Source organism: Nesterenkonia sp. F (assembly GCF_000220985.1).
Taxonomy (GTDB): domain Bacteria; phylum Actinomycetota; class Actinomycetes; order Actinomycetales; family Micrococcaceae; genus Nesterenkonia.
In genome coordinates this window covers 1-23,830 of sequence record NZ_AFRW01000073.1, presented here as the reverse complement: position 1 = coordinate 23,830, position 23,830 = coordinate 1, and the positions used below count along the sequence as shown (strand labels likewise).

Below are 23,830 nucleotides of genomic sequence, written 5' to 3'. Positions count from 1 at the left end.
GACGTCATGCCCGGGGCGCGAGGCGCCGGGCTCCAGCGTCGGAAGCGCCTCGAGCCGCGGGAGGAGCTCCTCCACGAGTCGGTCGGGGCCGCCGGGGCCGCCGGAGCCGCCGGGGCCGGCGCGGAAGGGAGACGTCGCCGGCACGCCCAGCGACTCGAGCACCTCCGCGTCGCGCAGATCGGCCAGCGGGTCGGGGGAGTCCAGCAGAGCCTCGATCAGCTCGATCCCCTGTCCGAGGCCGGCCTGCCGGGACCCGAGTCCGGAGAGGCGTCCCTCGGTCACCGGGAGATCCCCGCCCGCCGGGCGATCCGGCCGATCGGCCGGCGCAGACGGCGCCCGGCCTCCCGGACGGCGCGGTCGGGATCCTGCACCGAGAGTTCGACCCTCCGGCGTGTGCGGGCGGCGAAGGAGGAGACCGCCGCCGATCCTGAGGACCCGGAAGACCCGGAGGAGCCGGTCGATGCGGAGGATGCGGAGGCTCCCGGGACGTCGGAGGCCAGGCCGGCCTGCTCCTCGAGCCGGGCGAGGCGGGACTTCAGCTGCACGATCTCGACCTCCTGCGTCCGCTCCAGCTCGTCGTAGGCCCAGCGCAGCTCGGCGAGCAGCGCCTCCTGCTGCGTGAGCAGGGCCATGACGACCTCATGCGTGCCGTCCTGCGTGCGTGTCTCAGGGGTCTCGGCAGGAGCCGCGGCAGGCTGCCGCGCCTCGGCGTCGTCGGCGGGGGAGGTGCCGGAGGCTTCCGGCTGGGACGCGGTCTCTGCAGTCATGCGGTTCCTCGATCTCCTCGTCTCTGCTCGTCGCCGCGGGGCGCCGTCGTCATCGTCGTCATCGTCGTCATCGGTGCTCGTCGGCCGGCGGTCAGCGGCCGTGCTCGTCGAAGAAGCGGCGCGCCGCCCGGGAGGACCAATCATAGTCGTCGACGTCGACATAGGCCGCGGCGATCTCGCGCAGCACGGCGGCGGCCCGAGGGCGCTGCTCGGCCCGGACGCGCGTGAACTTCTCCAGGTACCAGGTGACGAAGAACCGCTCGAAGCGCTCGGCCAGGTAGCGGTCCATCAGCCCCACCTCGCGCAGCCAGGCCGCCCGCTCCCGCTCCAGGATCAGATACTTCCGGAAGTACTGGGGCGAGACCACGTTGACCGTGGACGTCTCCACGGCGCCGTAGTAGGTGTAGACCGGCCGGTACACCGGCGCATAGGCGCGGGTGCTGTGGAACATCTGCTGGAAGAAGTAGGTGTCCTGGCCGACGGCGCCCACCGGCTGGACGAGCTCCAGCGACTGCAGCCAGTCGGTGCGGGCCACCATCGCCTCGATGCTCGCCGGGCGGAAGTTCACCTCTGCCAGGGACTCCGGGTGCATTCTGAACAGTCCGTCGCGGTGCTCCAGCGCGTCGGCGTACCAGGCGTGGTAGTCGTGCACCTGGTGCCGATGCGTCCACACCGCCATGGTGCCCAGGGCGAAATCGGCCTCGGGGGCGGCCTCCAGCCGCTCCAGCAGCTCCCAGTAGCCGTCGTCGAGCTCCTCGTCGTCGGGGTCGAGGTAGGTCACGTACGGCGTGGCGGCCAGCTGCAGACCGGTGTTGCGCGGTCGGGAGGCCGATCCGGAGCCGCCGGCCGGATGGTGGACGGCCGAGACGTTCGGCCAGGCGTGGGCGAGCTCCTCGACGGTCTCGACGGTGGAGGGGTCGGTGGAGCCGTCGTCGACGAGCAGGACGTGCATCTGCGCGAAGAGCGTCGATCGGCGCAGCGAGGCGAAGGCCTTGTGCCGCAGATGGTCGCCGTTGTTGAAGACGGGCACCACCACCGACAGGACCAGCCGCTGCTCCGCGGCCGCGGCGCGGATCTGCTCGGCGGCGACGGCGAGATCGTCGCCCCGGGCCGGGTCCGGAAGCGGCCGTCGCACTCTCGCGGCCTCGACCTCGGGGGCCTCGACGGCGGGGCGATGGCCGAGGTGATCGAGGGCGTAGATGCGCCGTCCGCGCCCGGAGGCCAGCAGGGCGCCGGGGGAGACCAGCTGCGCGACGGTCGGGCGCCACCAGCCGCTGAGTCCCAGCCTCGTGCGTCCGGCCAGAGCCGCCAGCCCCCCGGCATGGTGACGGTGGGAGGCCTCGTCGGTCTCCTCGACGTCGCCGTCGAGCTTGGCGGTGGTCCTCGCCTGCTGCAGACGGAAGGCGGTGACGTGGTCGGCCGCGTAGGTCGGCGCATAGCGGCGGTCGGCGGTCACCGGCAGCACGACGTCGGCGAGTACGGCGTCGGCCGAGGCGGCGCCGTCGGCTGGGCGATGGGCCAGCTCGTCCCAGGTGACCAGCTCCACCGCGCCGTGGGTCTGGGCCCCCAGATCCGCCTCCAGCGCGGCGGTCCGACGGTCGGCCACCGCCAGCACCGTCTCGGTCCGCGGGGCGTCGCCGCCGGCGTCGAGGTCGGCGGCCACGCCGGCGTGCTCGCAGATCCGGCGCAGCACGTCGACGGCGTGATGGTCCGCGAAGGCGGCGCGGATGCCCTCGCCCTGCACCCGGCGCAGCTCCTCGAGCGTCATCGTCTCCAGCATCGTGGCGACGTCCTCGGCCGAGTTCGCGATGCGCACCTGCGGCAGGTACGTGTTGACGCCCTGGTTGTAGGTGGAGATCACCAGCGTGCCGGAGGCCAGCAGCTCCAGGACGCGGGAGTCGAAGAGCTCCTGGGAGTCGACGACGGCCTGGACCGTCGCGGCGACGTCCATGCCGCGCTGCAGGCGGTCGAGCCCGCAGGTCTCGTCGGCCGCGAGGGCCTCCTCGACAGGCACCGTCCACGGGGCGTATCGGGAGGGGATCGTCCAGTCCCCGGCCTGCGGATCGGCCGCATGCGCCGGCTGCATCAGCGCCGCCGGCCGTCCCGAGCCCAGCAGCCCGTCGAGCAGCGGGGGCACATGGTGCTCGTCCTGCGCGGCGTCCAGATGCGGCGCCGGACCGTCCTGGTCCATGCCGGTCAGCGCGACGAGCTCGGTGCGGGCCGGACGAGTGCCGATCGGCGTGTGCCGCAGCGGGTTCACCGGCGCCGGCACGACGGCGACGTCGACGGCCCGCCGAGCCTCGGCGCGGCAGTGCGCGGCGGTCCGGGAGTCGAGGCAGACGATGTGCGAGCAGGCGAGAGCCTCGTCGGGGAGGCGGCCGGCGCGGAGCCGGTTCCGGGCGAAGTAGACGGTCGGGACGCCGTGGGCGCGCAGCCCGGGCAGCACCGTCTCGACGAGCTCGCTCCGGTCGTCGGGGACGAGGCCCGGACCGGAGGAGAGGATCACCAGGTCGAGCTCCCCGGCCTCCTCGTGCCAGGTCTCGGCGGTCAGTGCGACGACGTCGGCGGCTCCGGAGAAGGCCGCACGCACTGCGGCGGGGCCGATGACTCCGACGCGCACCGGCAGCGGAGGTCGGGAGACGCCGCGCTCGCCGTCGGGCAGCTCGGCGGAGGACTCGAGGGCGGCGGCGAGCACCTGGCCGGAGGAGGAGCGCAGCGCGTCGCCGCCGAGCTCGTCGGAGACGGCGAGGGACTCCAGGTCGGCGGCGTCGAGGCCGGCGAGCGTCGACGTCGGCAGGGCGGCGATCTCGGCGAGCAGCGACCCGCGCAGCCGGTGCGCCTCGGCGCGCTCGCGGTGGGCGCGGGCCCCGGCGCGGCGCATGGCGGCGGCCGGGCGGCGATCGTCGGCAGGCGCCTCCATCGTGTCCGCGGCCCGCCGGTGGGCCTCCTCGACGGCGGTCATCAGCGATCGGCGCGCGTCGAGCACGCGGCTCAGCACCGCGCCGTCGACGGCGCCGGCCGCCGCTCCGGTCGTCGCAGAGGCGTCGTCTGCGGGCCGCCCGGCATGCTCGGGCGCCCGGTCTGTCGGTCGGTCCGGCTCCGGATGCTCGGCCGGTGGAGTCTCGATCCATCGCACATTGCTACTCTAGAGGTTCGACGGATGCGAGACTCGCCCCGGCCGCGCCGGGCGAGGCTCAGGCGTGCCGACGGCCGTCGCGGACCTGCCGAGCCGGGAGCGCGAGGCCGCCGTCGGACGGCGCCGCGGCGCCGCGGCGCCGTCGCACCGCATCGTGCCAGGACACCGCCCACGACCAAGGACCGACACCACGTGTTCAACTCCCTCTCCGATCGCCTGACAGCGACCTTCAAGAACCTCAAAGGCAAGGGGCGTCTGAGCGAAGCGGACATCGACGGCACCGCCCGGGAGATCCGCCGGGCGCTGCTCGACGCCGACGTCGCCGTGCCGGTGGTCCGCGAGTTCATCGCCAAGGTCAAGGCGCGCGCGCTGGGCGCCGAGGTCTCCGAGGCCCTGAATCCCGGCCAGCAGGTCGTCAAGATCGTCAACGAGGAGCTCGTCGGCATCCTGGGCGGCGAGACCCGCGAGCTGCGGTTCGCCAAGCAGCCGCCGACGATCATCATGCTCGCCGGCCTGCAGGGCGCCGGCAAGACCACGCTGGCGGGCAAGCTGGCCCACCGGCTGAAGAACCAGGGCCACACGCCGATGCTGGTGGCCTGCGACCTGCAGCGCCCCAACGCGGTGAACCAGCTGCAGGTGGGCGGGAAGAAGGCCGGTGCGCCGGTCTTCGCCCCGCATCCGGGCGTCTCCTCGGAGGCCGAGACCCCGACCGGCGATCCGGTCCAGGTCGCCCGCGACGGCGTCGCCGAGGCGCAGGCGAAGCTGCACGACGTGGTCATCATCGACACCGCCGGCCGACTCGGCGTCGATCAGGAGCTGATGGACCAGGCGGCGAACATCAAGTCCGCCGTCGGCGCCCACGAGGTGCTCTTCGTCATCGACGCGATGATCGGCCAGGACGCGGTCGCCACGGCGCAGGCCTTCGACGAGGGCGTGGACTTCACCGGCGTGGTGCTCTCCAAGCTCGACGGCGACGCCCGCGGCGGTGCGGCGCTGTCGGTGGCCTCGGTGACCGGCAAGCCGGTGATGTACGCCTCCACCGGCGAGGGACTGAACGACTTCGAAGTCTTCCACCCCGACCGCATGGCCCGCCGCATCCTGGACATGGGCGACGTGCTCTCGCTCATCGAGCAGGCCGAGGCGAGCTGGGACAAGGCCGAGGCGGCCAAGATGGCCCAGAAGTTCGCCGATCAGGAGGACTTCACCCTCGACGACTTCCTGAACCAGATGCAGCAGCTGAAGAAGATGGGGTCGATGAAGAAGCTGCTGGGCATGATGCCCGGGGCCCAGGGGATGCGTGAGCAGCTCGAGCAGTTCGACGAGTCCTCCATCGGCCGCATCGAGGCGATGATCCAGTCGATGACCCCGCACGAGCGGCTCGCGCCGAAGATCATCAACGGGTCCCGCCGCGCCCGCATCGCCCGCGGCTCCGGCGTGCACGTCTCCGAGATCAACCAGCTGCTCGAGCGCTTCGGCCAGGCGCAGAAGATGATGAAGAAGATGGCCTCCGGCGGCGGCATGCCGCAGATGCCCGGCGGCGGGGGAGGAATGCCCGGAATGGGCGGGGGCATGCCGGGCATGCCCGGCGCGGGAGCCGGCGACGGCGGCGCCTCGAAGCGCAAGAAGGGCAAGGGCCAGCAGAAGAAGAAGGGCAAGTCGGGCAACCCCGCCAAGGCCGCTCAGCAGGCCCGCGAGGCCGAGCAGCGGCGCAGCCAGTCGGCCCAGAAGCGCATGGACGGCTCGAGCTTCGGCGCGCAGGACGGCGACGTCGACCCCTCCCAGCTGGACCTGCCGAAGGGCTTCGAGAAGTACCTGAAGTGAGCCCGCGGCGCCGCGGAGCCGGCTCCGCCGGACGGGCGCGGTGATGCCGCGGCGTCGTGCCGTGCCGCCGAGTCGCGGTCGTGCCGGTTCTGTGGCAGAATGACCAGGTACTCTGATCGGCCGCAGGCACCCTCTTCCTCCTGCGGTGCGGTCACCAGTTCCCTTGAGCGGTCGCATCGACTGAGCAGCATCCCCACGCAGCGCGATGCTCGACCGCGTCCCTGAGACGAGACAACAGGAGTGGACCACTCAAGTGGCAGTTAAGATTCGCCTGAAGCGGATGGGCAAGATCCGCGCACCGTACTACCGCGTCGTCGTCGCCGACTCTCGTGCCAAGCGCGATGGTCAGGCCATCGAGCAGATCGGCAAGTACCACCCGACGGCCGAGCCGTCGTTCATCGACATCAAGTCCGACCGTGCCCAGTACTGGCTGTCGGTGGGCGCGCAGCCGACCGAGCAGGTCGAGGCGCTGCTGAAGGTGACCGGCGACTGGCAGAAGTTCAAGGGCATCGACGGTGCCGAGGGCACGCTGAAGACGGCTGCTCCCAAGGACGAGTTCGTCGCCCCGGAGAAGAAGTCGGTCATCGCCGACTCGACTCCGAAGGCCGCGGACCTGAAGGCCGAGGAGTCGAAGGCCGAGGAGTCGGCGGGGGAGCCCGCCGAGGAGAAGGCTGAGTGATCCATGGGTGCTGAGGCAGTGCTGACCGACGCGGTCGAACACCTGGTGCGAGGCATCGTCGACTCCCCCGACGACGTCGAGGTCCGCCAGCGCGGAGGCCGCCGCCAGGAGACCGTCCAGGTGCGCGTGCATCCCGACGACCTCGGCCGAGTGATCGGCCGCGGCGGACGCACCGCGAAGGCACTGCGCACTGTGGTCGGTGCGCTCCCCGGCGGGGAGTCGGTCCGGGTCGACGTCGTCGACACCGACCGTCGCAGCTGACGACGACAGAGGCGCATCATATGAGCACTGACCGTTCCGACGGACAGCGCCGCGACGACGACCCGCAGGCGACGTCTCCCACCGCGGAGCGCCTGCGGGTCGCTCGTGTCGGCAAGCCCCACGGCGTGCGCGGCGAGGTCACCGTGCAGCTGTTCACCGACGACCCCGAGCATCGGCTGGCTCCCGGGGCGGAGCTCCTCCGCACCCCCGGGCGGCAGACCCCGGACCGCGAGACCCGCGCGCTGACGGTGACCTCGCGCCGCTGGAAGAAGGCCATCTGCCTGCTCGGCTTCGCCGAGGTCGACGGCCGCGACGCCGCCGAGGCGCTGCGCGGCTCGGTGCTCCACGTCGAGGTGCCGGCCGAGACGGAGGGCTCCGAGGACGGCTGGTACAGCCATCAGATCGCCGGATTCGCCTGCGTGGATCCTGCGGGGGAGACGCTGGGCCGGGTCCTTCAGCTGGTGACCGGGCCGGCCCAGGATCTGCTGGTCGTCGTCGACGAGTCCGGCGAGGAGATCATGGTCCCCTTCGTCGAGGAGATCGTCCCCGAGGTCGACGCCGCGCGTCGGGTGGTCACGCTGGACCCGCCGGACGGCCTCTTCCCGGCCTGAGCCGGTCCGTCCGCCGTCCCCGACCTTCGGAGCCGCAGCAGATGCGCATCGACGCCCTCTCCATCTTCCCCGAGTTCTACGACGTGCTGGATCTGTCGCTGATCGGCCGGGCCCAGCGCGACGGGCTGATCGAGATCGTCCGCCACCAGCTGCGGGACTTCGCCGACGACAAGCATCGCACCGTCGACGACACCCCGGTCGGCGGCGGCGCCGGCATGGTGATGAAGCCCGAGCCCTGGGCTCGGGCCCTGGAACATGTGCTGGCGACCGCCGGCTCCACCGGGGAGGGCGCCGGCGACGCCGTCGCGGCGTCCGGCGAGGAGCCGCCGTCGGGCGACTCGCGCCGGCCGGTGCTGATCATCCCCAGTCCGGCCGGAGAAGTCTTCACCCAGCGCGCCGCCGAGGAGCTGGCCGGCGTCGATCATCTGGTCTTCGCCGCCGGACGCTACGAGGGCATCGACCAGCGGGTCGCCGAGTGGGCGGGCGAGCACTTCGAGGTGCGCCCGATGAGCATCGGCGACTACGTGCTCAACGGCGGCGAGGTCGCGGTCATCGCCATGGTGGAGGCGATCACCCGGCTGCTGCCGGGAGTGATCGGCAACCCCGAGTCGCTGACCGAGGAGTCGCATGCCGACGGCCTGCTCGAATACCCCGTCTACACCAAGCCGGCCGTCTGGCGCGGCCGAGGCGTTCCGGAGATCCTGCTCTCCGGAGACCACGCGCGCATCGCCGACCACCGCCGGGCCGAGCAGCTGCGCCGCACCCGACGCGAGCGGCCCGACCTCTACGCCCGCCACGTCGTCGCCGAGGAGCAGACCGGACGCGAGGTGCGGCATCCGGACGACTCCTGAGCCGGCCCCGGCCGCCGCGGGGAGTCTCGGATCACCGGGCGTGAACTGGGGAATCCCGGAGCGATCTGGCATAATGAGTCCCTGTGCCTGCTGGATGGCTCGTCTGCCATGGGGGATGACCATCAACAGCGAGGCCACCGGTCGTCGCGCACCCGCCGGCGCCGGCAGCACAGCCTGATGACCCTCGTCGCGCACGCGCGACGTGCCTGCAGCGCGAACCTTCCCGAGCGTCGCCTGAGGGGACCGGTCGATGAGCAGGGCGAGTGACCTGTGGCAGTCGTCCGAGGAGAATCACCATGCATACTCTCGACTTCGTCGACGCGGCCAGCCTGCGCGACGACATCCCGGAGTTCGCACCCGGAGACACCGTCTCGGTGCACGTCAACATCGTCGAGGGCCGGACCAGCCGTGTCCAGGTCTTCAAGGGCTACGTCATCGCCATCCAGGGCCGCGGCGTGGGGGAGACCTTCACCGTCCGCAAGACGTCCTTCGGCGTCGGTATTGAGCGCACCTTCCCGGTGCACTCGCCGGTGATCGAGAAGATCGAGGTCGCCGCCCGCGGTGACGTCCGTCGCGCGAAGCTGTACTACATGCGCGACCGGCACGGCAAGGCTGCGCGCATCCCGGAGAAGCGCGAGTCGGCCATCGCCCGTCAGCAGGGCGAGGACGTCGAGGCCGTCAGCGACCACTGATCCGTGTCGGCGTTCCTCCGCGCAGCACGAGACCGTCCGCACGGAGGAACGCCCGTCATGAAGGCCCCGCAGAGCCCCGAGCGCACCGGCACCGCCGGCGCGCCTCGGGGCTCTCTGCATGCCGGGCGGCTGCGCGGCCGCCGCGGATGGATCACGGCGGCGCTGGTGGTCGTGGTGCTCGCGGCGGTGGTCTCCGCGACGATCCGCGGCACCGTCGTCGACGTCTACGCCGTCGACCAGCACTCGATGCACCCCACGCTGCAGGACGGCGAGCGGGTCCTGGTCGACAAGCGCCTGGGCGCCGTGGACGCCTCCGGGGCGCTGGAGGAGCTGCACCGCGGCGACGTCGTCGTCTTCGACGGCACCGGATCCTTCGCGCCGTACGAGTCGCAGTCCGAGCTCGCCGCGGCCGCCGAGCGCGTCGGCCACTGGTTCGGCATCGGCTCGCCGCCGGCGACCTACGTGAAGCGGGTGATCGGCCTCGGCGGCGACGTGGTGGCCTGCTGCGACGCCGCCGGACGGGTGACCGTCGACGGCGAGCCGCTCGAGGAGGACTACCTGCCGCATCCGGTCTCCGCCGAGCGCCCGGCCTCCGAGCAGGAGTTCGAGATCGAGGTCCCGCCGGGCCGGATGTGGGTGATGGGCGACCATCGGTCCGCGTCGGTGGACTCGCGGGCGCTGATCGGCGCCCCCGGTGGAGGTATGATCAGCCAGGCCCGCGTCATCGGCCGCGTCACCGAGGTGGTGTGGCCGTGGGACGCCCGACGCCCGCTGGGCGAGGCCGTGCCCGAGGCGACGTCGACGGGCCCGTCCGCACACCGCGGAGACGGACGGCCGTCAGCATCAGGAGGAGAGCGATGAGCACCCAGGACCCCACGACTCCCGAGGACGGCTCCGGCGAGGACGGGGAGTCGACGTCGTCGCACCAGGTCCCGGCCGGCTCGGAGGGCGGGTCGGCGGGCGCCCGCCGTCGTCGGCTGCGCGACCGCAGCCCCGTCGCGGCATTCTTCGTCGAGATCGGCGTCATCCTGCTGATCGCCGTGGTGATCTCCTTCGTGGTCAAGACCTTCCTGCTGCGCGCCTTCTACATCCCCTCGGAGTCGATGGAGGACACTCTGCAGGTCGACGATCGGATCGTCGTCAACCTGCTGGCCCCGGAGATCTCCGAGGTGCAGCGCGGCGACGTGATCGTCTTCGAGGACACCCGCGCCTGGTCCTCCGGCGAGGTCCCGGCGCCGGAGACGACGCCGCTGCAGGATGCGCTGACCTTCGTGGGGCTGATGCCCGACGCCTCGGAGCACTATGTGGTCAAACGCGTCATCGGCGTCGGCGGCGACGAAGTCGCCTGCTGCGAGGCGGACGGGCGGCTCACCGTCAACGGCGAGCCCATCGACGAGCCGTATCTGTACCCGGGCGACGAGCCGAGTCGGACGGAGTTCGACATCACCGTGCCCGAGAACTCCGTCTGGGTGATGGGCGATCACCGGCGCGCCTCGGCCGACTCGCGCGCGCATCGTCAGGAGCCGGACCACGGTGCGGTGCCGGTGGAGGACGTCGTCGGCCGGTCGCTGGCCCGCGTCTGGCCGATCGATCGGTGGGGCGGCGGCGGCACCGATCGCGATCCCTTCGCCGATGTGCCGGCGGCGGGCGACTGATGCCGCAGTCGGCGACGCTGCTCCCTGAACTCGCCCTGTCCGCGGAGACCGGCGCCCGCTGGATCGCCGGCGTCGACGAGGTCGGCCGCGGGGCGCTGGCCGGTCCGGTCACCGTCGGAGTGGCCGTGCTGGACCTGGCCGATCCGGCTGTCGACCGCGAGACCGGCGTGCTGGAGGTCCTCGACGGCGTGCGCGATTCCAAGCTGCTCACCCCGAAGGCGCGTCAGCGCTGGGCGCCGGTGATCGCCGAGGAGGTCCCGGCGGTCTCGGTGCAGCACAGCGCGCCCGAGCGCATCGACACCGCCGGCATCTCCGCCGCCCTGCGGGAGGCCGGTCTGGCCGGCCTCCGCGACGTCGAGGAGCGGCTGGGGCATCCGGTGGACGCGGTGATCGTCGACGGATCCCATGACTGGCTCACCGGCGGGAGCTCGGCGCGCGTGCATGCGATGGTCAAGGCCGACGCCCGCGCGCTGAGCGTCGCCTCGGCCAGCGTCGCCGCCAAGGTCGAGCGCGACGCGCTGATGGAGCGGCTCGCCGCCGAGCACCCCGGCTACGGCTGGGAGTCCAACCGCGGCTACGGCTCCGCCGTGCACCGCGCGGCCCTGGCCGAGCACGGGGCTACGGTCGCCCATCGCCGGTCCTGGAACCTCGGGACCGATCGGCTCGCGGCTCCGCACGGGGCCTGAGCGCGGCCGACGTCGCCCCGAGCGTCGGATCACCGACAGGTGCGGCGGAGACCCGTCACGCCACGTGATGGTCGAGGAACCCGACCACTCCGGCCTCGACCTCCTCCCGGATGCTGCGTTCATTGTGGATTTCATGACGCCAGCCCGGGTAGACCGTGGCCGACACCGAGCGGCTGCCGGCCTCGGCGAGCAGATTCGCCACGGCGTAGACCCCTTCACCGTAGTTCGCGACCGGGTCCTGATCGCCGGCGATCAGGTGGACGGGCAGGTCCGTCGGCATCCTGGCGGCCCATTCCGGGCCGCTGATGGCGCTCATCAGATCGGAGAAGTCGGCGAAGAACTGATAGTTCGGCATCCCGACGGTCATCACGTTCAGCGGATCGGCGGCGTGGTCGTCGACGACCTCGGGATCGCAGGCGATCCAGTCGTTCGGCGTGCGGACGTCGGCGTAGCGCTCCGTCATCGGACCGAACACCGCATTCGCGACGTCGACCGCATCCTCCTTCGCCCGGCCGGCCGCCAAGGCCTCTCCGGACATGCGGGACATCGTGTCCATCCCCTTCATCCCGTATGCGACGCCGCACAGGACCAGCGCGGTGAGATCTGCTCCGTACCGGGCGGCGTACTCACGGGCGATCATCGATCCCCAGCTGTGTCCGAACATCGTGAACGGCAGCTTCTCGTCGTAGCCGGCCTGCGCGAGCTCGGCGCGGACGGCATCATGCAGGCGACGCTCGTCGAGGATCGTGGCCGCGTATCCGGAGTCGCCCGGGTCGCCCCAGGTGGCGTTCAGCAGCGCCGTCTTGCCATGCCCCACGTGGTCGTCGTGGGCGACGACGTAGCCGGCGTCCAGCAGCGCGCCGGTCAGGTGCCGGTAGCGGCGCGAGTGTTCGCCGAAGCCGTGCACGATCTGCACGATGCCGCGCGGGGTCCCCAGCGGGGTGTGGAGCCACGCCTGGATCTCGTCGCGATCGTTGGCCGAGGGGAACGTGATCTCTCGAAGTGACATGACGCGAGTCTAGATCGGAGGTCCGCGGGCGTCACAGGGGCTCGGTCTTCCGGGGACGTCCGGGGCCGGAACGCCGTCCGGCGACCTCCCTCCCATCGCCGTTTCCTGCACAGGCGGGCCGTCGGCGGCCTCGACACGCCGTGCTCTCCACAGAAGCGGCTGGTGGCCCTCCTCGTCGCCGGTGCTGACGGCACAGTGGTGGGTGCTGGACGATCGAGATGCCGTCCACCGGGTCGGCGTCGGGAGGAGGCGACGTATGCGTGCTGAGGACAGGACCGGTCTGCTCGGGGAGGAGATCGCCGCCGATCACCTCGGCGAGGCCGGCCATCTCATCCTGGAGCGACGCTGGCGGTCGACGCAGGGAGAGCTGGACCTCGTGACCGTCGACGGCGACGAGCTGGTCGGCGTCGAGGTCAAGACCCGCCGCGGCCTGGGATACGGGCACCCCTTCGAAGCGGTGGGACCGGAGAAGCTGCGTCGGCTGCACCGGCTGCTCGCCGAGTACGTGAGCGGCTATCCGGGGCCGCGGATCCGACGGCGGGTCGACGTCGTCTCCGTGCTGCTGCCGCGTGAGGGCGATCCGGGCGACGACGCGGTGCGGCCGCGGGTGGAGCATCTGCGGGATGTGCGGCCATGAGCATGGGCCGTTCCCGGGGTGTGGTGCTGGTGGGCATGCAGGGGCATCTGATCGACGTCGAGTCCGATATCGGTCAGTCGTTGCCGGCCTTCGTGCTGCTGGGGCTGCCGGATGCCTCCCTGCGCGAGAGCCAGGACCGGATCCGTTCGGCGGCGCGCAACAGCGGCATCGATCTGCCGGCTCGACGGCTGACGGTGAACCTGTTGCCGGCCTCGCTGCCGAAGTCCGGTCGGGGCTGGATCTGGCGATCCTGATGAGCGCCTGGGCCGCCGAGGGGATGGTCGTCGGGACTGAGCGGGTCGTGTTCCTCGCCGAACTGGGACTGGACGGGCGTCTTCGGCCGGTGCGTGGGGTGCTGCCGGCAGTCGCCGCGGCCGTCCGCGCCGGGGTGGAGACTGTGGTGGTCAGCCGGGAGAACGCCCATGAGGCCGCACTGGTCCCCGGGGTGGAGGTGCTGACGGCCTCCCATGCGGTGGAGGTCGCCTGGGCCTTCTCCCGGGGGAACCGAGTGCGGCGCGAGGTGGGCGACCGTTTCCCGGATCTGGACGAGCGGATGCCCGATCGGCATGTCGGCGGGGCCGCCTCCGTCGAGGAGTCGCGGGACGCCGCCCCGGTGCCGGAGGCAGGGGGTGACCTCGCCGAGGTCCGTGGTCAGCATGAGGCGCGGTTCGCTCTGGAGGTCGCCGCGGCCGGCGGGCATCACCTGCTGCTCGTCGGCGCTCCCGGTGCCGGGAAGACCATGCTGGCCGAGCGGCTGCCCGGCATCCTCCCACCGCTGGGAGACGACGCCGCGATGGAGGTGACCGCCATCGAGTCGGTGGCCGGAGACGCCGCCACCGTCGGCAGACTGCGCCGGCGTCCGCCCTTCGAAGCGCCGCACCACAGTGCCAGCACTGCGGCCGTGGTCGGCGGGGGAGCACGGATCGCGCGACCCGGGGCGGTCACCCGCGCCCACTGCGGCGTGCTCTTCGTCGACGAGGCGCCGGAGTTCCAGCGCCGGGTGCTCGACTCGCTGCGCCAGCCGGTGGAGACCGGGGTGATCTCGCTGCATCGGGCCGCCGGCAGCGTGACCTACCCGGCTCGTTTTCAGCTGATCATGGCCGCGAATCCCTGTCCCTGCGGCATGGCGCTGGGTCGGGCCGGCGAGTGCAGCTGCTCCGTGGCGCAGCGGCGCGGATACCTTGCCAAGCTCTCCGGCCCGCTGCTGGACCGGATCGACCTGCAGGTCCAGGTCGACCGGCCGCGTTCGGCCTCGATGACGCTGGACGAGCCGGGGGAGAGCTCGGCGGCGGTGCTGGATCGGGTGCTCGCCGCCCGAGCCGTCCAGCAGGATCGTCTGGGTCGGTGGGAGCTGCGCATGAACAGCCAGGCGCCGATGGGTCTGCTCACCGGGGCCCTGCGGCCGGCGTCGGCCGCGACCGCCGCCTTGGACGCGGCACTGGACCGCGGCGGCCTGTCGCTGCGCGGATACGTCCGCGTGCTCCGGCTGGCGTGGACTCTGACGGACATGGCCGGACGCACCAGTCCCGAGGCCGAGGACGTCGATGCGGCGATGCAGCTGCGGCAGAGCACGGAAGAACGGAGGACGGGATGAGCACCAGTGTCGGGACAGGAACCGGTGCCGCGCTCGACGAGTCCGCCCGGGGATCCCGGGGACCCGTCGTGTCGCCCGGAGGCGACGGCGAGCGCGACGAGGAGCTGCGTGTGGTGCGGGCGGAGCTGAGCCGGATCATCGAGCCGGGGGACCTGCTGGCCGGCGTGCTCCTCGCTCGGCTCGGTCCACGGCGGACCCATGCGCTCATCAGCGGAGGCGCCGAGCCGGATGCTCAGCTGACGACGTGCCTCGCCGCCGGCGCCGAGGAGGTCGGCATCGGCCGTCGGGGCCGACGCCTGCAGGACGGGCTGGCGCGGTGGCGGGCGCGGCTGGGCCAGTGCGACGGCGCCCGCGAGCTGGCCACGATGCGGCGCTTCGGCGGCGGACTGCTCATCCCGGAGGATCCGGGCTGGCCCGTCGAGCTCGAGGCGCTGGGCGCCGCGGCCCCGGTCGCACTCTGGCACCGCGGCGGCACCGGGGGTCCGGACTCGCCCAGCCGTGACGTGGAGCAGCCGGAGCTGTCGGAGCAGCCTGTGCTGCCCTGGATCCCGCGCACGGCGGCGGTGGTCGGATCCCGCGAGATCACGGACTACGGCCTGCGAGCCACGGCGGAGATGGTCGAGGACCTGGTCGGACACGGCGTCTGTGTGATCTCCGGCGGGGCCTACGGCGTCGACGCCGCCGCGCATCGGGCTGCGCTGCGGGTCGCCGAACGTCGTGGTCTCGGAGGCCCCGGCGCGGCTCCGCCGACGGTCGCAGTGCTCGCCGGCGGGCTGGATCGGTGGTATCCGGCGGGCAACGAACGCCTGCTGCAGGGCGTGGCCGACCACGGGCTCGTGCTCAGCGAGCTGCCGCCCGGAGCCGCACCGACGAAGCATCGCTTCCTGCAGCGCAACCGCCTCATCGCCGCCCTGTCGGCGGCGACGGTCATCGTCGAGGCCCGCTGGCGGAGCGGGGCGCAGAGCACCGCCCACCATGCGCTCTCGCTGGGCCGCCCGGTCGGGGCCGTGCCCGGCAGCATCTTCTCGGCCACGTCGGCAGGCTGCCATCGGCTGCTGCGCGAGACGCCGACGACGGCGGTCACCGATGCCGCCGACGTCGTCGAGCTGATGGCCGGTGACGCCCTGTCGGCCGGATCGCCGCCCGGCGGACGGTCGACGCAGGCGATGCTGCCGGTGATCCCGGGAGGGGAGAGGGAGGGCCCCGGCGCCGGTGCGGGGCCGCGGACTCCGCCCCCGCGGACGGACCGCTCGGCGCCGGTGCGCCCGCAGGACGGGATGAGCCAGGAGGAGGTGCTCCTCCACGATGCGCTGCCCAAGCGTGGGTCGAGCACCCCGGGGAAGCTCGCCGCCGTCGCGGGGCTGGCCATGCCGCAGGTCTACGCGGCGCTGACCCGCCTGGAACGAGCCGGTCACGCCCGTCGGGTGGAAGGTCGATGGGGGAGGAGCACGCCGAGTCCATGAGCTACCCTGCCTGCATGGACGATGCGAGCCTGAATGCGGACGACACCATCGCGAAGGACAGCAAGGACTGGACGTGGGTGCTGCAGCGCCCGTGCCCGGACTGCGGCGCCGACGTGCGGCGCCTGGGCCCGACGGACGTCGCCGCGGCGGTGCGTGCCAGTCTGCCGCAGTGGACGACGCTGCTCGAGCGGCCCGCCGAGGAACTCCGCCGGCGCCCGGCGCCGACGACCTGGTCGCCGCTGGAGTACGCCGCCCATGTGCGCGACGTCTTCGGGGTGATGCACGAACGGCTGCGGCTCATGCTCGACCGACAGGAGCCGACCTTCCCGGACTGGGACCAGGATGCCGCCGCCGTCGAGGGCGCGTACCACCAGCAGGACCCTGTGGAGGTCGCCGCGGCGCTGGACCCGGCCGGCCGTCGCTTCGCCGCCGCGCTGGAGGCCGTCGACGTCGAGCAGCACGCCCGACGCGGCCTGCGCAGCAACGGCTCCGAGTTCACCGTGGCCACGCTGGCGCAGTACGCCTGGCACGACATCGCCCATCATCTCTGGGATGTGGGGATCGACCGTGGCTGAGAACGCCGAGCGACCGGCCGGGGCGGACGACGAGGATCCGCTGCTGGAGGAGTTCGTCGCGCATCTGCGGCTGGAGCGCGGGCTCTCCGAGCACACCATCCGCTCCTACGCCGGCGACCTGCGTCAGCTCACCCGGGGCGCCGGGGCGCTGCGCGGCCTCGACCTCGCCGCGATCCGCACCTGGCTGGCCGATCTGCACGCCGGAGGCGCCTCACGAGCGACGCTGAATCGCAAGACCGCCTCCGCGCGGACTTTCACCGCGTGGGCCCACCGCCGTGGGCATCTGGCCACCGATCCCTCAGCGCGGCTGCGCACCGCGCCCGGCGGCCGCCACCTGCCCGACGTCCTGCAGGACCAGCAGATCCGGGCGCTCACCGACCAGCTGGTCGACGCCGAGCCGAGCCCGGGGGAGCAGGGCGCGGGCGAGCAGGCCGAACCGGACCCGGTCGCCCGGGCAGTGGCCCTGCGCGATGCGGCGATGATCGAGCTGCTCTATGCCACCGGCATCCGCGTCTCCGAGCTCGTCGGGCTCGACCGTGGCTCCTTCGAGCCGGAGCGTCGCATGGTCCGGGTGCTCGGCAAGGGGGACAAGGAGCGCATGGTGCCCTACGGGATCCCCGCCCAGCGTGCCCTGGACGCGTGGTGGGAGCGGGGCCGGCCCGTGCTCGCCGTCGCCGACTCCGGTGCCGCGGCGTTCCTGGGACGCCGCGGCCGGCGCATCGACGTCCGCGTGGTCCGCCGCGCCGTCGACGCGCAGCTCGCCGCCCTGGGCACCACCGCGGCCCGCGGGCCCCACGCGCTGCGCCACTCCGCCGCCACCCATCTGCTCGACGGCGGGGCCGACCTGCGCGCAGTCCAGGAGCTGCTCGGCCACGCCTCATTGAGCACCACCCAGGTCTATACCCACATCTCCGTGGACGGCCTGCGCCGAGCCTACGGCCAGGCCCACCCGCGGGCCTGACCCGGGCGCGGCGCGGGGCAGGAGGCGGGGCGGAGCCGATGCAGGGACCCCGCCGCGCACGCCGCGGGACGCCATCCTGCGCCGCGCCCCGGAGAACGGTCATGCTGGACGACTCGCGCGGCCCTGTTAAGCTGTGTCACGACGAGGGGTCGATCACAGATGTGGCGTATCACGCACATCTGATGCAGAATTGGTCTCGCGACAACTGAATCACAGTTCCATGACGGATCCACCATCGGGATCACCGCTGTCGGACGTAGGGGAAGACGTACCAACAGCACGATGGAGGATGGTCATGTCTGAACACACGGCCCGGGGTGTCCTGCACATCCACTCGGCGCCCACTGCGCTCTGCCCGCATGTCGAGTGGGCGGTGTCCTCAGTGGTGGACGCGCGCGTGGACTTCCAGTGGGAGCCCCAGCCCGCATCGCCCGGCACCCAGCGCGCCGAGCTGAGCTGGCGCGGTCCCCAGGGGATCGGCGCCACGCTGGCTTCGTCGCTGCGGAGCCTGTCGCATCTGCGCTTCGAGGTCACCGAGGAGCCCACGCCCGGATGCGACGGCAGCCGGTGGTCGCACACGCCCGAGCTGGGCATCTTCCACGCCACGACGGACGTCCACGGCAACATCATGATCTCCGAGGACCGCGTCCGCTGCGCCTACGAGCGCGGCGCCGGCGATCCGTCGGTGGTCTATCAGGAGCTCTCGCTGGCCCTGGGAGAGGCCTGGGACGAGGAGCTCGACCCCTTCCGGCACGCCGCCGAGGGCGCGCCGGTGCGCTGGCTGCACCGCGTCGGCTGACCTGGCCGTCGCTCCGCGCCGAGACGGCCTGACGGATCGGCGGCGGCCCGATCCGCATCCCGACGGCCCGTACGGCCGGAACCGGCCCGACTCGTCCCCCGGCGACGTCGTCCTCCTCCATCGGCGACGTCGCCGACCGCAGACCTGCCGCCCCCTCGCTTCCCAGCGCGGCAGTGCTTCCCATCAGCACCCATGAAGACGGGCGACCGCCCCGGGGATCCCATGGATCGCCCGGGACGGTCGCCCGTCGTCGTCCGTGGAGGTGGTCGCGAGCCGTCAGACGGTGCGGAAGGCCACCACTGAGTTGTGCCCGCCGAAGCCGAAGGAGTTGCAGACTGCGACCTGGTCGCCGGCCGGCAGCTCGCGCGGCGTGCCGGTGACCACGTCCAGCGGCAGATCGGGGTCCTGGTTCTCCAGGTTGATCGTCACCGGCGCACGGCGTTCGTGCAGCGCCAGCGTGGTCAGCACCGACTCCACCGCGCCGGCGGCGCCGAGCAGATGGCCGGTCTGCGACTTCGTCGCCGAGACGCAGACCGACTCCAGGTGGTCGCCGAAGGCCGAGCGCAGCGCGGCGTACTCGGGCTTGTCCCCGACGGGGGTCGAGGTGGCGTGGGCGTTGACGTGGGTGACTTCGGCGACCTCGGCCCCCGCCGACTCCAGCGCCCGATTCAGCGCGCGCGTCGCGCCGAGGGCCTCCGGGTCGGGAGCGGTGATGTGGTGGGCGTCGGAGCTGACGCCGGCGCCGGCCAGCTCCGCGTAGATGCGCGCACCGCGGGCCTTCGCGTGCTCCTCCGACTCGATGACCAGCGCGCCGGCGCCCTCGCCCATGACGAAGCCGTCGCGGTCGACGTCGTAGGGGCGGGAAGCGGCCGCCGGATCGTCGTTGCGCCGGGAGAGGGCCTGCATCGAGGAGAACGCCGCCAGCGGCAGCGGGTGGATGGCGGCCTCGGTGCCGCCGGCCATGACGATGTCGGCCTCGCCCTCGCGGATCATGCGGATCGCCACGTCGAGAGCCTCGGTGCCGGAGGCGCAGGCGGAGACCGCGGTGCGCGCGCCGGCCCGGGCGCCGAGGTCCAGGCTGATCGCCCCGGCCGCACCGTTGGGCATCAGCATCGGCACGGTCATCGGCATCACGCGCCGCGGGCCGCGCTCGCGCAGCGTGTCCCAGCTGTCCAGCAGGGTCCAGACGCCGCCGATTCCGGTGGCGAAGGAGACCCCGAGCCGGTCGCCGTCGACGTCCGCCTCGGCCAGACCGGCGTCGGCCCAGGCCTCGCGGGAGGCGACCATGCCCAGCTGGGTGGAGCGGTCCATGCGGCGGGTCTCGGGGCGCGAGAGCACCTCGGAGGGCGCCACCGCCGCCTCCGCGGCGAAGGAGACGGGCAGGCTGTACTCCTCCACCCAGTCGTAGTCGAGAGTCTTGGCGCCGGGCGTGCCCGCCAGGGCGTTCTGCCACAGCGTCGGCACGTCGCCGCCGAGCGGAGTGGTGGCGCCGAGGCCGGTGATGACGAGACGGCGTGTCATGGATCTACCTCTGGTTCGCTGGGAATGGCATCAGGTGGATGGGAGGGGAATGGATGAGAGGTCGACGGGAGTCGACGGAGTGCGGAGTCGGCCGGCGCCGTCGTCGACGACGCCGGCCGGAGCTCCGGACACCGAGGCTGTCGGGGATCAGCCCTCGGCGTTCGCGATGAAGTCCACCGCGTCGCCGACGGTGGAGAGGTTCTTGACCTCCTCGTCCGGGATCTTCACGCCGAACTTCTCCTCGGCGTTGACCACGATGGTCATCATCGAGATCGAGTCGATGTCCAGGTCCTCGGTGAAGGACTTGCCGAGCTGGACCTCCTCGGTCTCCAGGCCGGTCTCTTCGTTCACGATCTCGGCCAGTCCGGCGAGGATCTCGTTCTTGTCAGCCACGGGCTGCTCCCTTCGTCGTTGTACGGTCCGACGGCCCGCCGCCGCGGACGGAGCGCGGGTCGTCGAGTGCCTCAGGTGTCCCTGACGCGTCTCACCCCGCCGTCCGTCGTCGTGGACGGCGGGACATCTTCCTGTCCCGGACCGGCGTCGGCCGGTCCGCCGCCTCCATTCTCCGTCGCGGGAACGGCGCGGGGCGCGTGGGCGCGCCCGCACCGGCCCGGGCGGGACCGTCGAGGCGGCGACGGTCGGCGCTCACGGCAGACGGATCACCTGAGCACCGTAGACGAGTCCGGCGCCGAAGCCGATCTGAAGCGCCAGACCGCCGGAGAGCTCGGGATTCTCATGCACCAGCCGGTGCATCGCCAGCGGGATCGAGGCCGCCGAGGTGTTGCCGGCGTCGACGATGTCGCGGCCGACGGCGACGTGCTCGGGCAGATCCAGCTGCTTGACCATCTCATCGATGATGCGGATGTTGGCCTGGTGCGGCACGAAGGCCACCAGGTCCTCGGCGGAGATCCCGGCGGCGTCGAGGGTCTGCTGAGCGACTTTGGCCATCTCCCAGACCGCCCAGCGGAAGACGGTCGGGCCGTCCTGGCGCAGCGTCGGCCACAGCCGCTCCTCGGCGTCGAGCAGTCGCGAGGCGTCCTGGGTGCGGCGGGCCTCGGCCAGCGCGTCGCGCAGCGGCAGCAGCGAGCCGTCCATCGAGACGGTCTCCCACTTCTCGCCGTTGGACCCCATCAGGCTCGGCGAGATGCCGGTCTCCTCGGACGGGCCGACGAGGGCCGCACCGGCTCCGTCGCCGAGCAGGAAGGACATGCTGCGCTCATGGTCGTCGATGAAGTCGGAGAGCTTCTCGACGCCGACCACCAGCACATGCCGGGCGGCGCCGGCGCGGACCAGCGCGTCGGCCTGGCCGATGCCGTAGCAGTAGCCGGCGCAGGCGGCGGAGATGTCATAGGCGATCGCCGCCTCGGTGCCCAGCCGGTGGGCCAGCTCGGCGGCGGCCGACGGCGTCTGGTAGGGGTGCGTCACCGTGGCGACGATGACTGCGTCGACGTCGGCGCCGGTCAGCCCGGACTGCTCGATCGCCTCGCGCGCGGCCCCCTCGGCCATGTCGACCACCGAGACCTCCGGGCGGGCGCGGTGGCGGGTGACGATGCCGGTGCGCTTGCGGATCCACTCGTCGGAGGAGTCGATCCACTGACAGATCTGCTCGTTGTCGACGATGACGTCGGGGCGGTGGACGCCCAGTCCCATCACGCGGGAGGCCTGGACGGGGGCGGGCTGGTTCAGAACGGCTGTCACGGCGGGTCGGTCCTTGTCCTGGGTGGTCGGGGGACGACGGCGTCGGGTGCGCGGCGCCGTCGGCGGCAGCGTGGTCAGGCGGCGTGCTCGGCGATGAACGCCCGCGCGTCGTCGAGGTCCTCGGGGGTCTTCACGGCGAACGAGGGCACGCCCTTCAGCCCGCGCTTGGCCAGGCCGGTCAGCGTGCCGCCGGGCAGCAGCTCCAGGATGCCGGTGATGCCGCGGGCGGCCATGGTCTCCATGCACAGGTCCCAGCGCACCGGACGGGTGACCTGGTCGACCAGTCGGCGCAGCACCTCCGTGCCGTCGGCGACGTCCTCGCCGTCGCGGTTCGACAGCAGCGGCAGGGTCGGATCGCTCGTCTCGAAGGAGGCGACCGCCTCGTCCAGGCGTCGCCGGGCGTCGGCCATATGCTCGGTGTGGAAGGCGCCGGCGACCGGCAGCGGGATCACCCGGGCGCGCTGCGGCGGCTCGGCCTCCAGGGCGGCGATAGCCCCCTGCGTGCCGGCGGCGACGATCTGGCCGGGCCCGTTGGCGTTGGCCGCTGTGAGGCCGTGGTCGGCGATGGCCTGCCGGACCTCCTGCTCGACGCCGCCGACGACCGCGGCCATCGAGGTCGGCGTCGCGGCGGAGGCCTCGGCCATGCCCGAGGCGCGCACCCGGATCAGCCGCATGGCCTGCTCCTCGGTCAGCGCACCGGCCAGTGCGGCGGCGGGGACCTCGCCGACCGAGTGGCCGGCCAGCAGCAGCTGCTCGCGGGAGGCGCCCGCCGGGCCGGCGCCGAGGCCCAGGGCGCGGGCGGAGAGCAGGCTCGCGGCGACGATGAGCGGCTGGGCGACGGCGGTGTCGCGGATGGTCTCGGCGTCGGACTCGGTGCCGTGGGTCAGCAGGTCGGTCCCGGCGGCGTCGGAGAAGCGCGTGAGCGTCGCGCGCGCGGAGTCATCCTCGATCCAGGGGGAGAGGAAGCCGGGGGTCTGGGAGCCCTGTCCAGGGCAGACGATCGCTAGCACACTACCAACTTTCCATATCGGGCCGACGGTCAGCGGGTCATGAGCGGACCAAGCTCCGCGCGGCGCGTTGTGGAGACTCTACAAACGGGCGACGGGTCCGAGTCTACAACCGTCCCACCGCCAGCGCCGTCTGCAGCACGTACGCGTCGCGCGGAACCATCGGATCCCATCCGGTGACGTCGGACACCCGGCGCAGCCGGTAGCGCACCGTGTTCGGGTGGACGAAGAGCTCGCGGGCGGCGGCCTCCAACGAATGGCCGCCGCCGATGTAGGCGGAGACCGTCTCCATCAGGCCGTTGCCCGCCGTCGACAACGGCGCGAACACCGCCTCGCGCAGCACCGTCCGGGCGGCGTCGTCGCCGGCCAGCGCACGCTCGGGGAGCAGGTCCTCGGCGGCGACGGGCCGCGGTGCCTGCGGCCAGGCGGCCGCGGCGGTGTAGCCGGAATGGGCGGCCTCCGCGCATTCGTGGGCTCGGCCGATCGGCCCGTCGATGCGGCTGTAGACCACCCGGCCCTGGCCGAAGCGCGGCATGATGCGCTCCAGACCGGCCTCCAGCCCCTCGACGCCGCCGAGGAAGAGCACCAGCCGGTCGCCCTGGACGCCGACGACGGCGTCGGCGGCGAAGCGCTGGCACTGCCGTCGCAGGTGGCTGAGGAAGAGCGCGTCGGTCTGCTCCGGGGCGTCGCCGACGACGACCACCACTCCGTCGGTGCTCCGCCAGCCGACCGCGGCCGCTCGGGAATCGATCTGTTCGGCGGGTTCGCCGCGCAGCACCGAGTCCACCAGCAGCGCCTCCAGCCGGGAGTCCCAGGCGCCGCGCGACTCGGCGGCGCGGGCGTAGACGTCGGCGACGGCGAAGGCGCATTCGCGCGAATAGCGCAGCACCGCCTCCAGCGTGGCCTGCTGGGCCTCGCAGGGGACCACGGCCGGCAGCCGCAGCTCGACGGCCTCGACGATGCTGCGCACCAGCTGCAGCGCGCGCTGCAGCGAGACGGTGCGCATCAGGTCGCTCGGTGCGGAGCCGAGCAGCTCGTTGACCAGCGTCAGGGACCGCTGATCGGGATCCTCCAGCCAGTTGACCAGGCCCTGGATGCCGCGCTGGGCGATCAGCCGCAGCGAGGCCCGCTCGTCGGTGCTCAGCTGGCGGTACCAGGGCAGCTGCTCCTCCAGATGCCGGTTCACCGTGGTGGTCAGCGTCCCGACCTGGGACTGCAGCAGTCGCAGGACCGCCTCGTCCACGTGCGGGGCCGTCGGAGGCGGGCCCGCCGGCGCAGGATCCGCCGTCGCCGCCGGATCGGGCAGCGGGCCGGGAGGGGAAGCGGTCATGCTCGGCACCCTAGACCCTCGACGTGTCCACGGGCCAGTTGTGCATTCCCTACAAAACAGGCGTCCCCGCGTCGGCG

At 72.7% G+C, this 23,830-nt stretch carries 24 protein-coding genes and 1 pseudogene; 16 read left to right on the top strand and 9 right to left on the bottom strand.

Going from position 1 to position 23,830, the window contains the following annotated elements; translation table 11 throughout:
- The 3 genes from GU5_RS0105860 to GU5_RS0105850 all read right to left on the bottom strand — a co-directional run.
- Positions 1–282 (bottom strand): hypothetical protein (locus tag GU5_RS0105860; RefSeq protein ID WP_010524647.1); only part of this gene is annotated, 282 nt, incomplete at its 3' end.
- Positions 279–767, bottom strand: a complete 489-nt coding sequence (locus GU5_RS17245) for a hypothetical protein (RefSeq protein ID WP_010524646.1) — start codon at positions 765–767, stop codon at positions 279–281. The genes GU5_RS0105860 and GU5_RS17245, both read right to left, overlap by 4 nt.
- Before the next feature lie 91 nt (positions 768–858).
- Entirely contained in the window at positions 859–3,903 is a 3,045-nt protein-coding gene (locus tag GU5_RS0105850) for a glycosyltransferase (RefSeq protein ID WP_010524645.1), read from the bottom strand.
- 192 nt (positions 3,904–4,095) lie between these two features.
- Between GU5_RS0105850 and ffh the strand changes: the two genes are divergently transcribed.
- The 9 genes from ffh (at position 4,096) to GU5_RS14240 (ending at position 11,159) form a co-directional block, all read left to right on the top strand.
- Positions 4,096–5,724: a signal recognition particle protein gene (ffh, locus tag GU5_RS0105845; RefSeq protein ID WP_010524644.1), complete on the top strand. Its 1,629-nt coding sequence runs from the start codon at positions 4,096–4,098 to the stop codon at positions 5,722–5,724.
- Positions 5,725–5,977: 253 nt separating this feature from the next.
- Positions 5,978–6,403 (top strand): 30S ribosomal protein S16, encoded by a 426-nt coding sequence (rpsP, locus tag GU5_RS0105840; protein ID WP_029514053.1) that lies wholly within the window; start codon positions 5,978–5,980, stop codon positions 6,401–6,403.
- 18 nt (positions 6,404–6,421) lie between these two features.
- Entirely contained in the window at positions 6,422–6,664 is a 243-nt protein-coding gene (locus GU5_RS0105835; protein ID WP_010524642.1) for an RNA-binding protein, read from the top strand.
- A 20-nt stretch (positions 6,665–6,684) separates the two neighbouring features.
- Positions 6,685–7,275 (top strand): ribosome maturation factor RimM, encoded by a 591-nt coding sequence (gene rimM, locus GU5_RS0105830; RefSeq protein ID WP_010524641.1) that lies wholly within the window; start codon positions 6,685–6,687, stop codon positions 7,273–7,275.
- A gap of 41 nt (positions 7,276–7,316) precedes the next feature.
- Positions 7,317–8,126 carry a tRNA (guanosine(37)-N1)-methyltransferase TrmD gene (trmD, locus tag GU5_RS0105825; protein ID WP_010524640.1) on the top strand — a complete coding sequence of 270 codons (810 nt, stop codon included), beginning with the start codon at positions 7,317–7,319 and terminating at the stop codon, positions 8,124–8,126.
- A 296-nt stretch (positions 8,127–8,422) separates the two neighbouring features.
- On the top strand, positions 8,423–8,818 hold the full coding sequence (rplS, locus tag GU5_RS0105820) for a 50S ribosomal protein L19 (RefSeq protein ID WP_010524639.1): 396 nt from the start codon (positions 8,423–8,425) through the stop codon (positions 8,816–8,818).
- A gap of 57 nt (positions 8,819–8,875) precedes the next feature.
- Positions 8,876–9,679 (top strand): signal peptidase I, encoded by an 804-nt coding sequence (gene lepB, locus GU5_RS15850; protein WP_010524638.1) that lies wholly within the window; start codon positions 8,876–8,878, stop codon positions 9,677–9,679.
- Positions 9,676–10,473, top strand: coding sequence for a signal peptidase I (gene lepB, locus GU5_RS0105810; protein ID WP_010524637.1), 798 nt, complete (start codon positions 9,676–9,678; stop codon positions 10,471–10,473). Before lepB (GU5_RS15850) ends, lepB (GU5_RS0105810) begins: the two co-directional genes overlap by 4 nt.
- The gene (locus tag GU5_RS14240; protein ID WP_010524636.1) at positions 10,473–11,159 is read left to right on the top strand and encodes a ribonuclease HII; all 687 of its coding nucleotides are present in this window, start codon (positions 10,473–10,475) and stop codon (positions 11,157–11,159) included. Before lepB (GU5_RS0105810) ends, GU5_RS14240 begins: the two co-directional genes overlap by 1 nt.
- A 55-nt stretch (positions 11,160–11,214) precedes the next feature.
- Here GU5_RS14240 and GU5_RS0105800 read toward each other — a convergent pair whose 3' ends face one another.
- Entirely contained in the window at positions 11,215–12,168 is a 954-nt protein-coding gene (locus tag GU5_RS0105800) for an alpha/beta fold hydrolase (protein WP_010524635.1), read from the bottom strand.
- A 256-nt stretch (positions 12,169–12,424) separates the two neighbouring features.
- On the opposite strand from GU5_RS0105800, the gene GU5_RS0105795 reads away from it, so the two are divergent.
- The 7 genes and pseudogenes from GU5_RS0105795 to GU5_RS0105770 all read left to right on the top strand — a co-directional run bounded on the left by GU5_RS0105795 (position 12,425) and on the right by GU5_RS0105770 (position 18,197).
- Positions 12,425–12,805 (top strand): YraN family protein, encoded by a 381-nt coding sequence (locus GU5_RS0105795; RefSeq protein ID WP_010524634.1) that lies wholly within the window; start codon positions 12,425–12,427, stop codon positions 12,803–12,805.
- Positions 12,802–13,163 (top strand): annotated as a pseudogene (locus GU5_RS17855) (magnesium chelatase domain-containing protein); the annotation flags it as partial. The gene GU5_RS0105795 and the pseudogene GU5_RS17855, both read left to right, overlap by 4 nt.
- A 195-nt stretch (positions 13,164–13,358) precedes the next feature.
- The gene (locus GU5_RS15845; RefSeq protein WP_369750457.1) at positions 13,359–14,399 is read left to right on the top strand and encodes a YifB family Mg chelatase-like AAA ATPase; all 1,041 of its coding nucleotides are present in this window, start codon (positions 13,359–13,361) and stop codon (positions 14,397–14,399) included.
- Complete coding sequence (locus GU5_RS0105785) at positions 14,396–15,862, top strand: DNA-processing protein DprA (RefSeq protein ID WP_010524633.1); 1,467 nt, start codon at positions 14,396–14,398, stop codon at positions 15,860–15,862. The genes GU5_RS15845 and GU5_RS0105785 overlap by 4 nt, the downstream gene beginning before the upstream one ends.
- Positions 15,859–16,437: a DinB family protein gene (locus tag GU5_RS0105780; RefSeq protein WP_050806608.1), complete on the top strand. Its 579-nt coding sequence runs from the start codon at positions 15,859–15,861 to the stop codon at positions 16,435–16,437. The genes GU5_RS0105785 and GU5_RS0105780 overlap by 4 nt, the downstream gene beginning before the upstream one ends.
- On the top strand, positions 16,415–17,398 hold the full coding sequence (locus GU5_RS0105775; protein WP_010524631.1) for a tyrosine-type recombinase/integrase: 984 nt from the start codon (positions 16,415–16,417) through the stop codon (positions 17,396–17,398). Before GU5_RS0105780 ends, GU5_RS0105775 begins: the two co-directional genes overlap by 23 nt.
- Before the next feature lie 295 nt (positions 17,399–17,693).
- Positions 17,694–18,197 (top strand): DUF3145 domain-containing protein, encoded by a 504-nt coding sequence (locus tag GU5_RS0105770; protein WP_010524630.1) that lies wholly within the window; start codon positions 17,694–17,696, stop codon positions 18,195–18,197.
- A 276-nt stretch (positions 18,198–18,473) separates the two neighbouring features.
- Here GU5_RS0105770 and fabF read toward each other — a convergent pair whose 3' ends face one another.
- From fabF to GU5_RS0105745, 5 genes are all read right to left on the bottom strand, one after another.
- Complete coding sequence (fabF, locus tag GU5_RS0105765) at positions 18,474–19,718, bottom strand: beta-ketoacyl-ACP synthase II (protein ID WP_010524629.1); 1,245 nt, start codon at positions 19,716–19,718, stop codon at positions 18,474–18,476.
- Between the two features lie 147 nt (positions 19,719–19,865).
- Complete coding sequence (locus GU5_RS0105760; RefSeq protein WP_010524628.1) at positions 19,866–20,111, bottom strand: acyl carrier protein; 246 nt, start codon at positions 20,109–20,111, stop codon at positions 19,866–19,868.
- Positions 20,112–20,363: 252 nt separating this feature from the next.
- Complete coding sequence (locus tag GU5_RS0105755; protein ID WP_050806606.1) at positions 20,364–21,368, bottom strand: beta-ketoacyl-ACP synthase III; 1,005 nt, start codon at positions 21,366–21,368, stop codon at positions 20,364–20,366.
- 122 nt (positions 21,369–21,490) lie between these two features.
- Positions 21,491–22,426 (bottom strand): ACP S-malonyltransferase, encoded by a 936-nt coding sequence (locus tag GU5_RS0105750; protein WP_010524626.1) that lies wholly within the window; start codon positions 22,424–22,426, stop codon positions 21,491–21,493.
- A gap of 103 nt (positions 22,427–22,529) precedes the next feature.
- The gene (locus GU5_RS0105745; protein ID WP_083830330.1) at positions 22,530–23,753 is read right to left on the bottom strand and encodes a CdaR family transcriptional regulator; all 1,224 of its coding nucleotides are present in this window, start codon (positions 23,751–23,753) and stop codon (positions 22,530–22,532) included.
- Positions 23,754–23,830 lie beyond the last annotated feature (77 nt).

Bases quoted from the DNA above. Each gene is read 5' to 3' on its own strand.
- GU5_RS0105795 (WP_010524634.1), top strand. From the start codon at position 12,425: ATGCGTGCTGAGGACAGGACCGGTCTGCTCGGGGAGGAGATCGCCGCC.
- lepB (WP_010524638.1), top strand. From the start codon at position 8,876: ATGAAGGCCCCGCAGAGCCCCGAGCGCACCGGCACCGCCGGCGCGCCT.
- GU5_RS14240 (WP_010524636.1), top strand. From the start codon at position 10,473: ATGCCGCAGTCGGCGACGCTGCTCCCTGAACTCGCCCTGTCCGCGGAG.
- GU5_RS17245 (WP_010524646.1), bottom strand. From the start codon at position 767: ATGACTGCAGAGACCGCGTCCCAGCCGGAAGCCTCCGGCACCTCCCCC.
- fabF (WP_010524629.1), bottom strand. From the start codon at position 19,718: ATGACACGCCGTCTCGTCATCACCGGCCTCGGCGCCACCACTCCGCTC.
- rplS (WP_010524639.1), top strand. From the start codon at position 8,423: ATGCATACTCTCGACTTCGTCGACGCGGCCAGCCTGCGCGACGACATC.
- lepB (WP_010524637.1), top strand. From the start codon at position 9,676: ATGAGCACCCAGGACCCCACGACTCCCGAGGACGGCTCCGGCGAGGAC.
- GU5_RS0105775 (WP_010524631.1), top strand. From the start codon at position 16,415: ATGTGGGGATCGACCGTGGCTGAGAACGCCGAGCGACCGGCCGGGGCG.
- GU5_RS0105745 (WP_083830330.1), bottom strand. From the start codon at position 23,753: ATGACCGCTTCCCCTCCCGGCCCGCTGCCCGATCCGGCGGCGACGGCG.
- GU5_RS0105800 (WP_010524635.1), bottom strand. From the start codon at position 12,168: ATGTCACTTCGAGAGATCACGTTCCCCTCGGCCAACGATCGCGACGAG.
- GU5_RS15845 (WP_369750457.1), top strand. From the start codon at position 13,359: ATGCCCGATCGGCATGTCGGCGGGGCCGCCTCCGTCGAGGAGTCGCGG.
- GU5_RS0105780 (WP_050806608.1), top strand. From the start codon at position 15,859: ATGAGCTACCCTGCCTGCATGGACGATGCGAGCCTGAATGCGGACGAC.
- rimM (WP_010524641.1), top strand. From the start codon at position 6,685: ATGAGCACTGACCGTTCCGACGGACAGCGCCGCGACGACGACCCGCAG.
- GU5_RS0105755 (WP_050806606.1), bottom strand. From the start codon at position 21,368: ATGGGACTGGGCGTCCACCGCCCCGACGTCATCGTCGACAACGAGCAG.
- GU5_RS0105785 (WP_010524633.1), top strand. From the start codon at position 14,396: ATGAGCACCAGTGTCGGGACAGGAACCGGTGCCGCGCTCGACGAGTCC.
- trmD (WP_010524640.1), top strand. From the start codon at position 7,317: ATGCGCATCGACGCCCTCTCCATCTTCCCCGAGTTCTACGACGTGCTG.
- GU5_RS0105770 (WP_010524630.1), top strand. From the start codon at position 17,694: ATGTCTGAACACACGGCCCGGGGTGTCCTGCACATCCACTCGGCGCCC.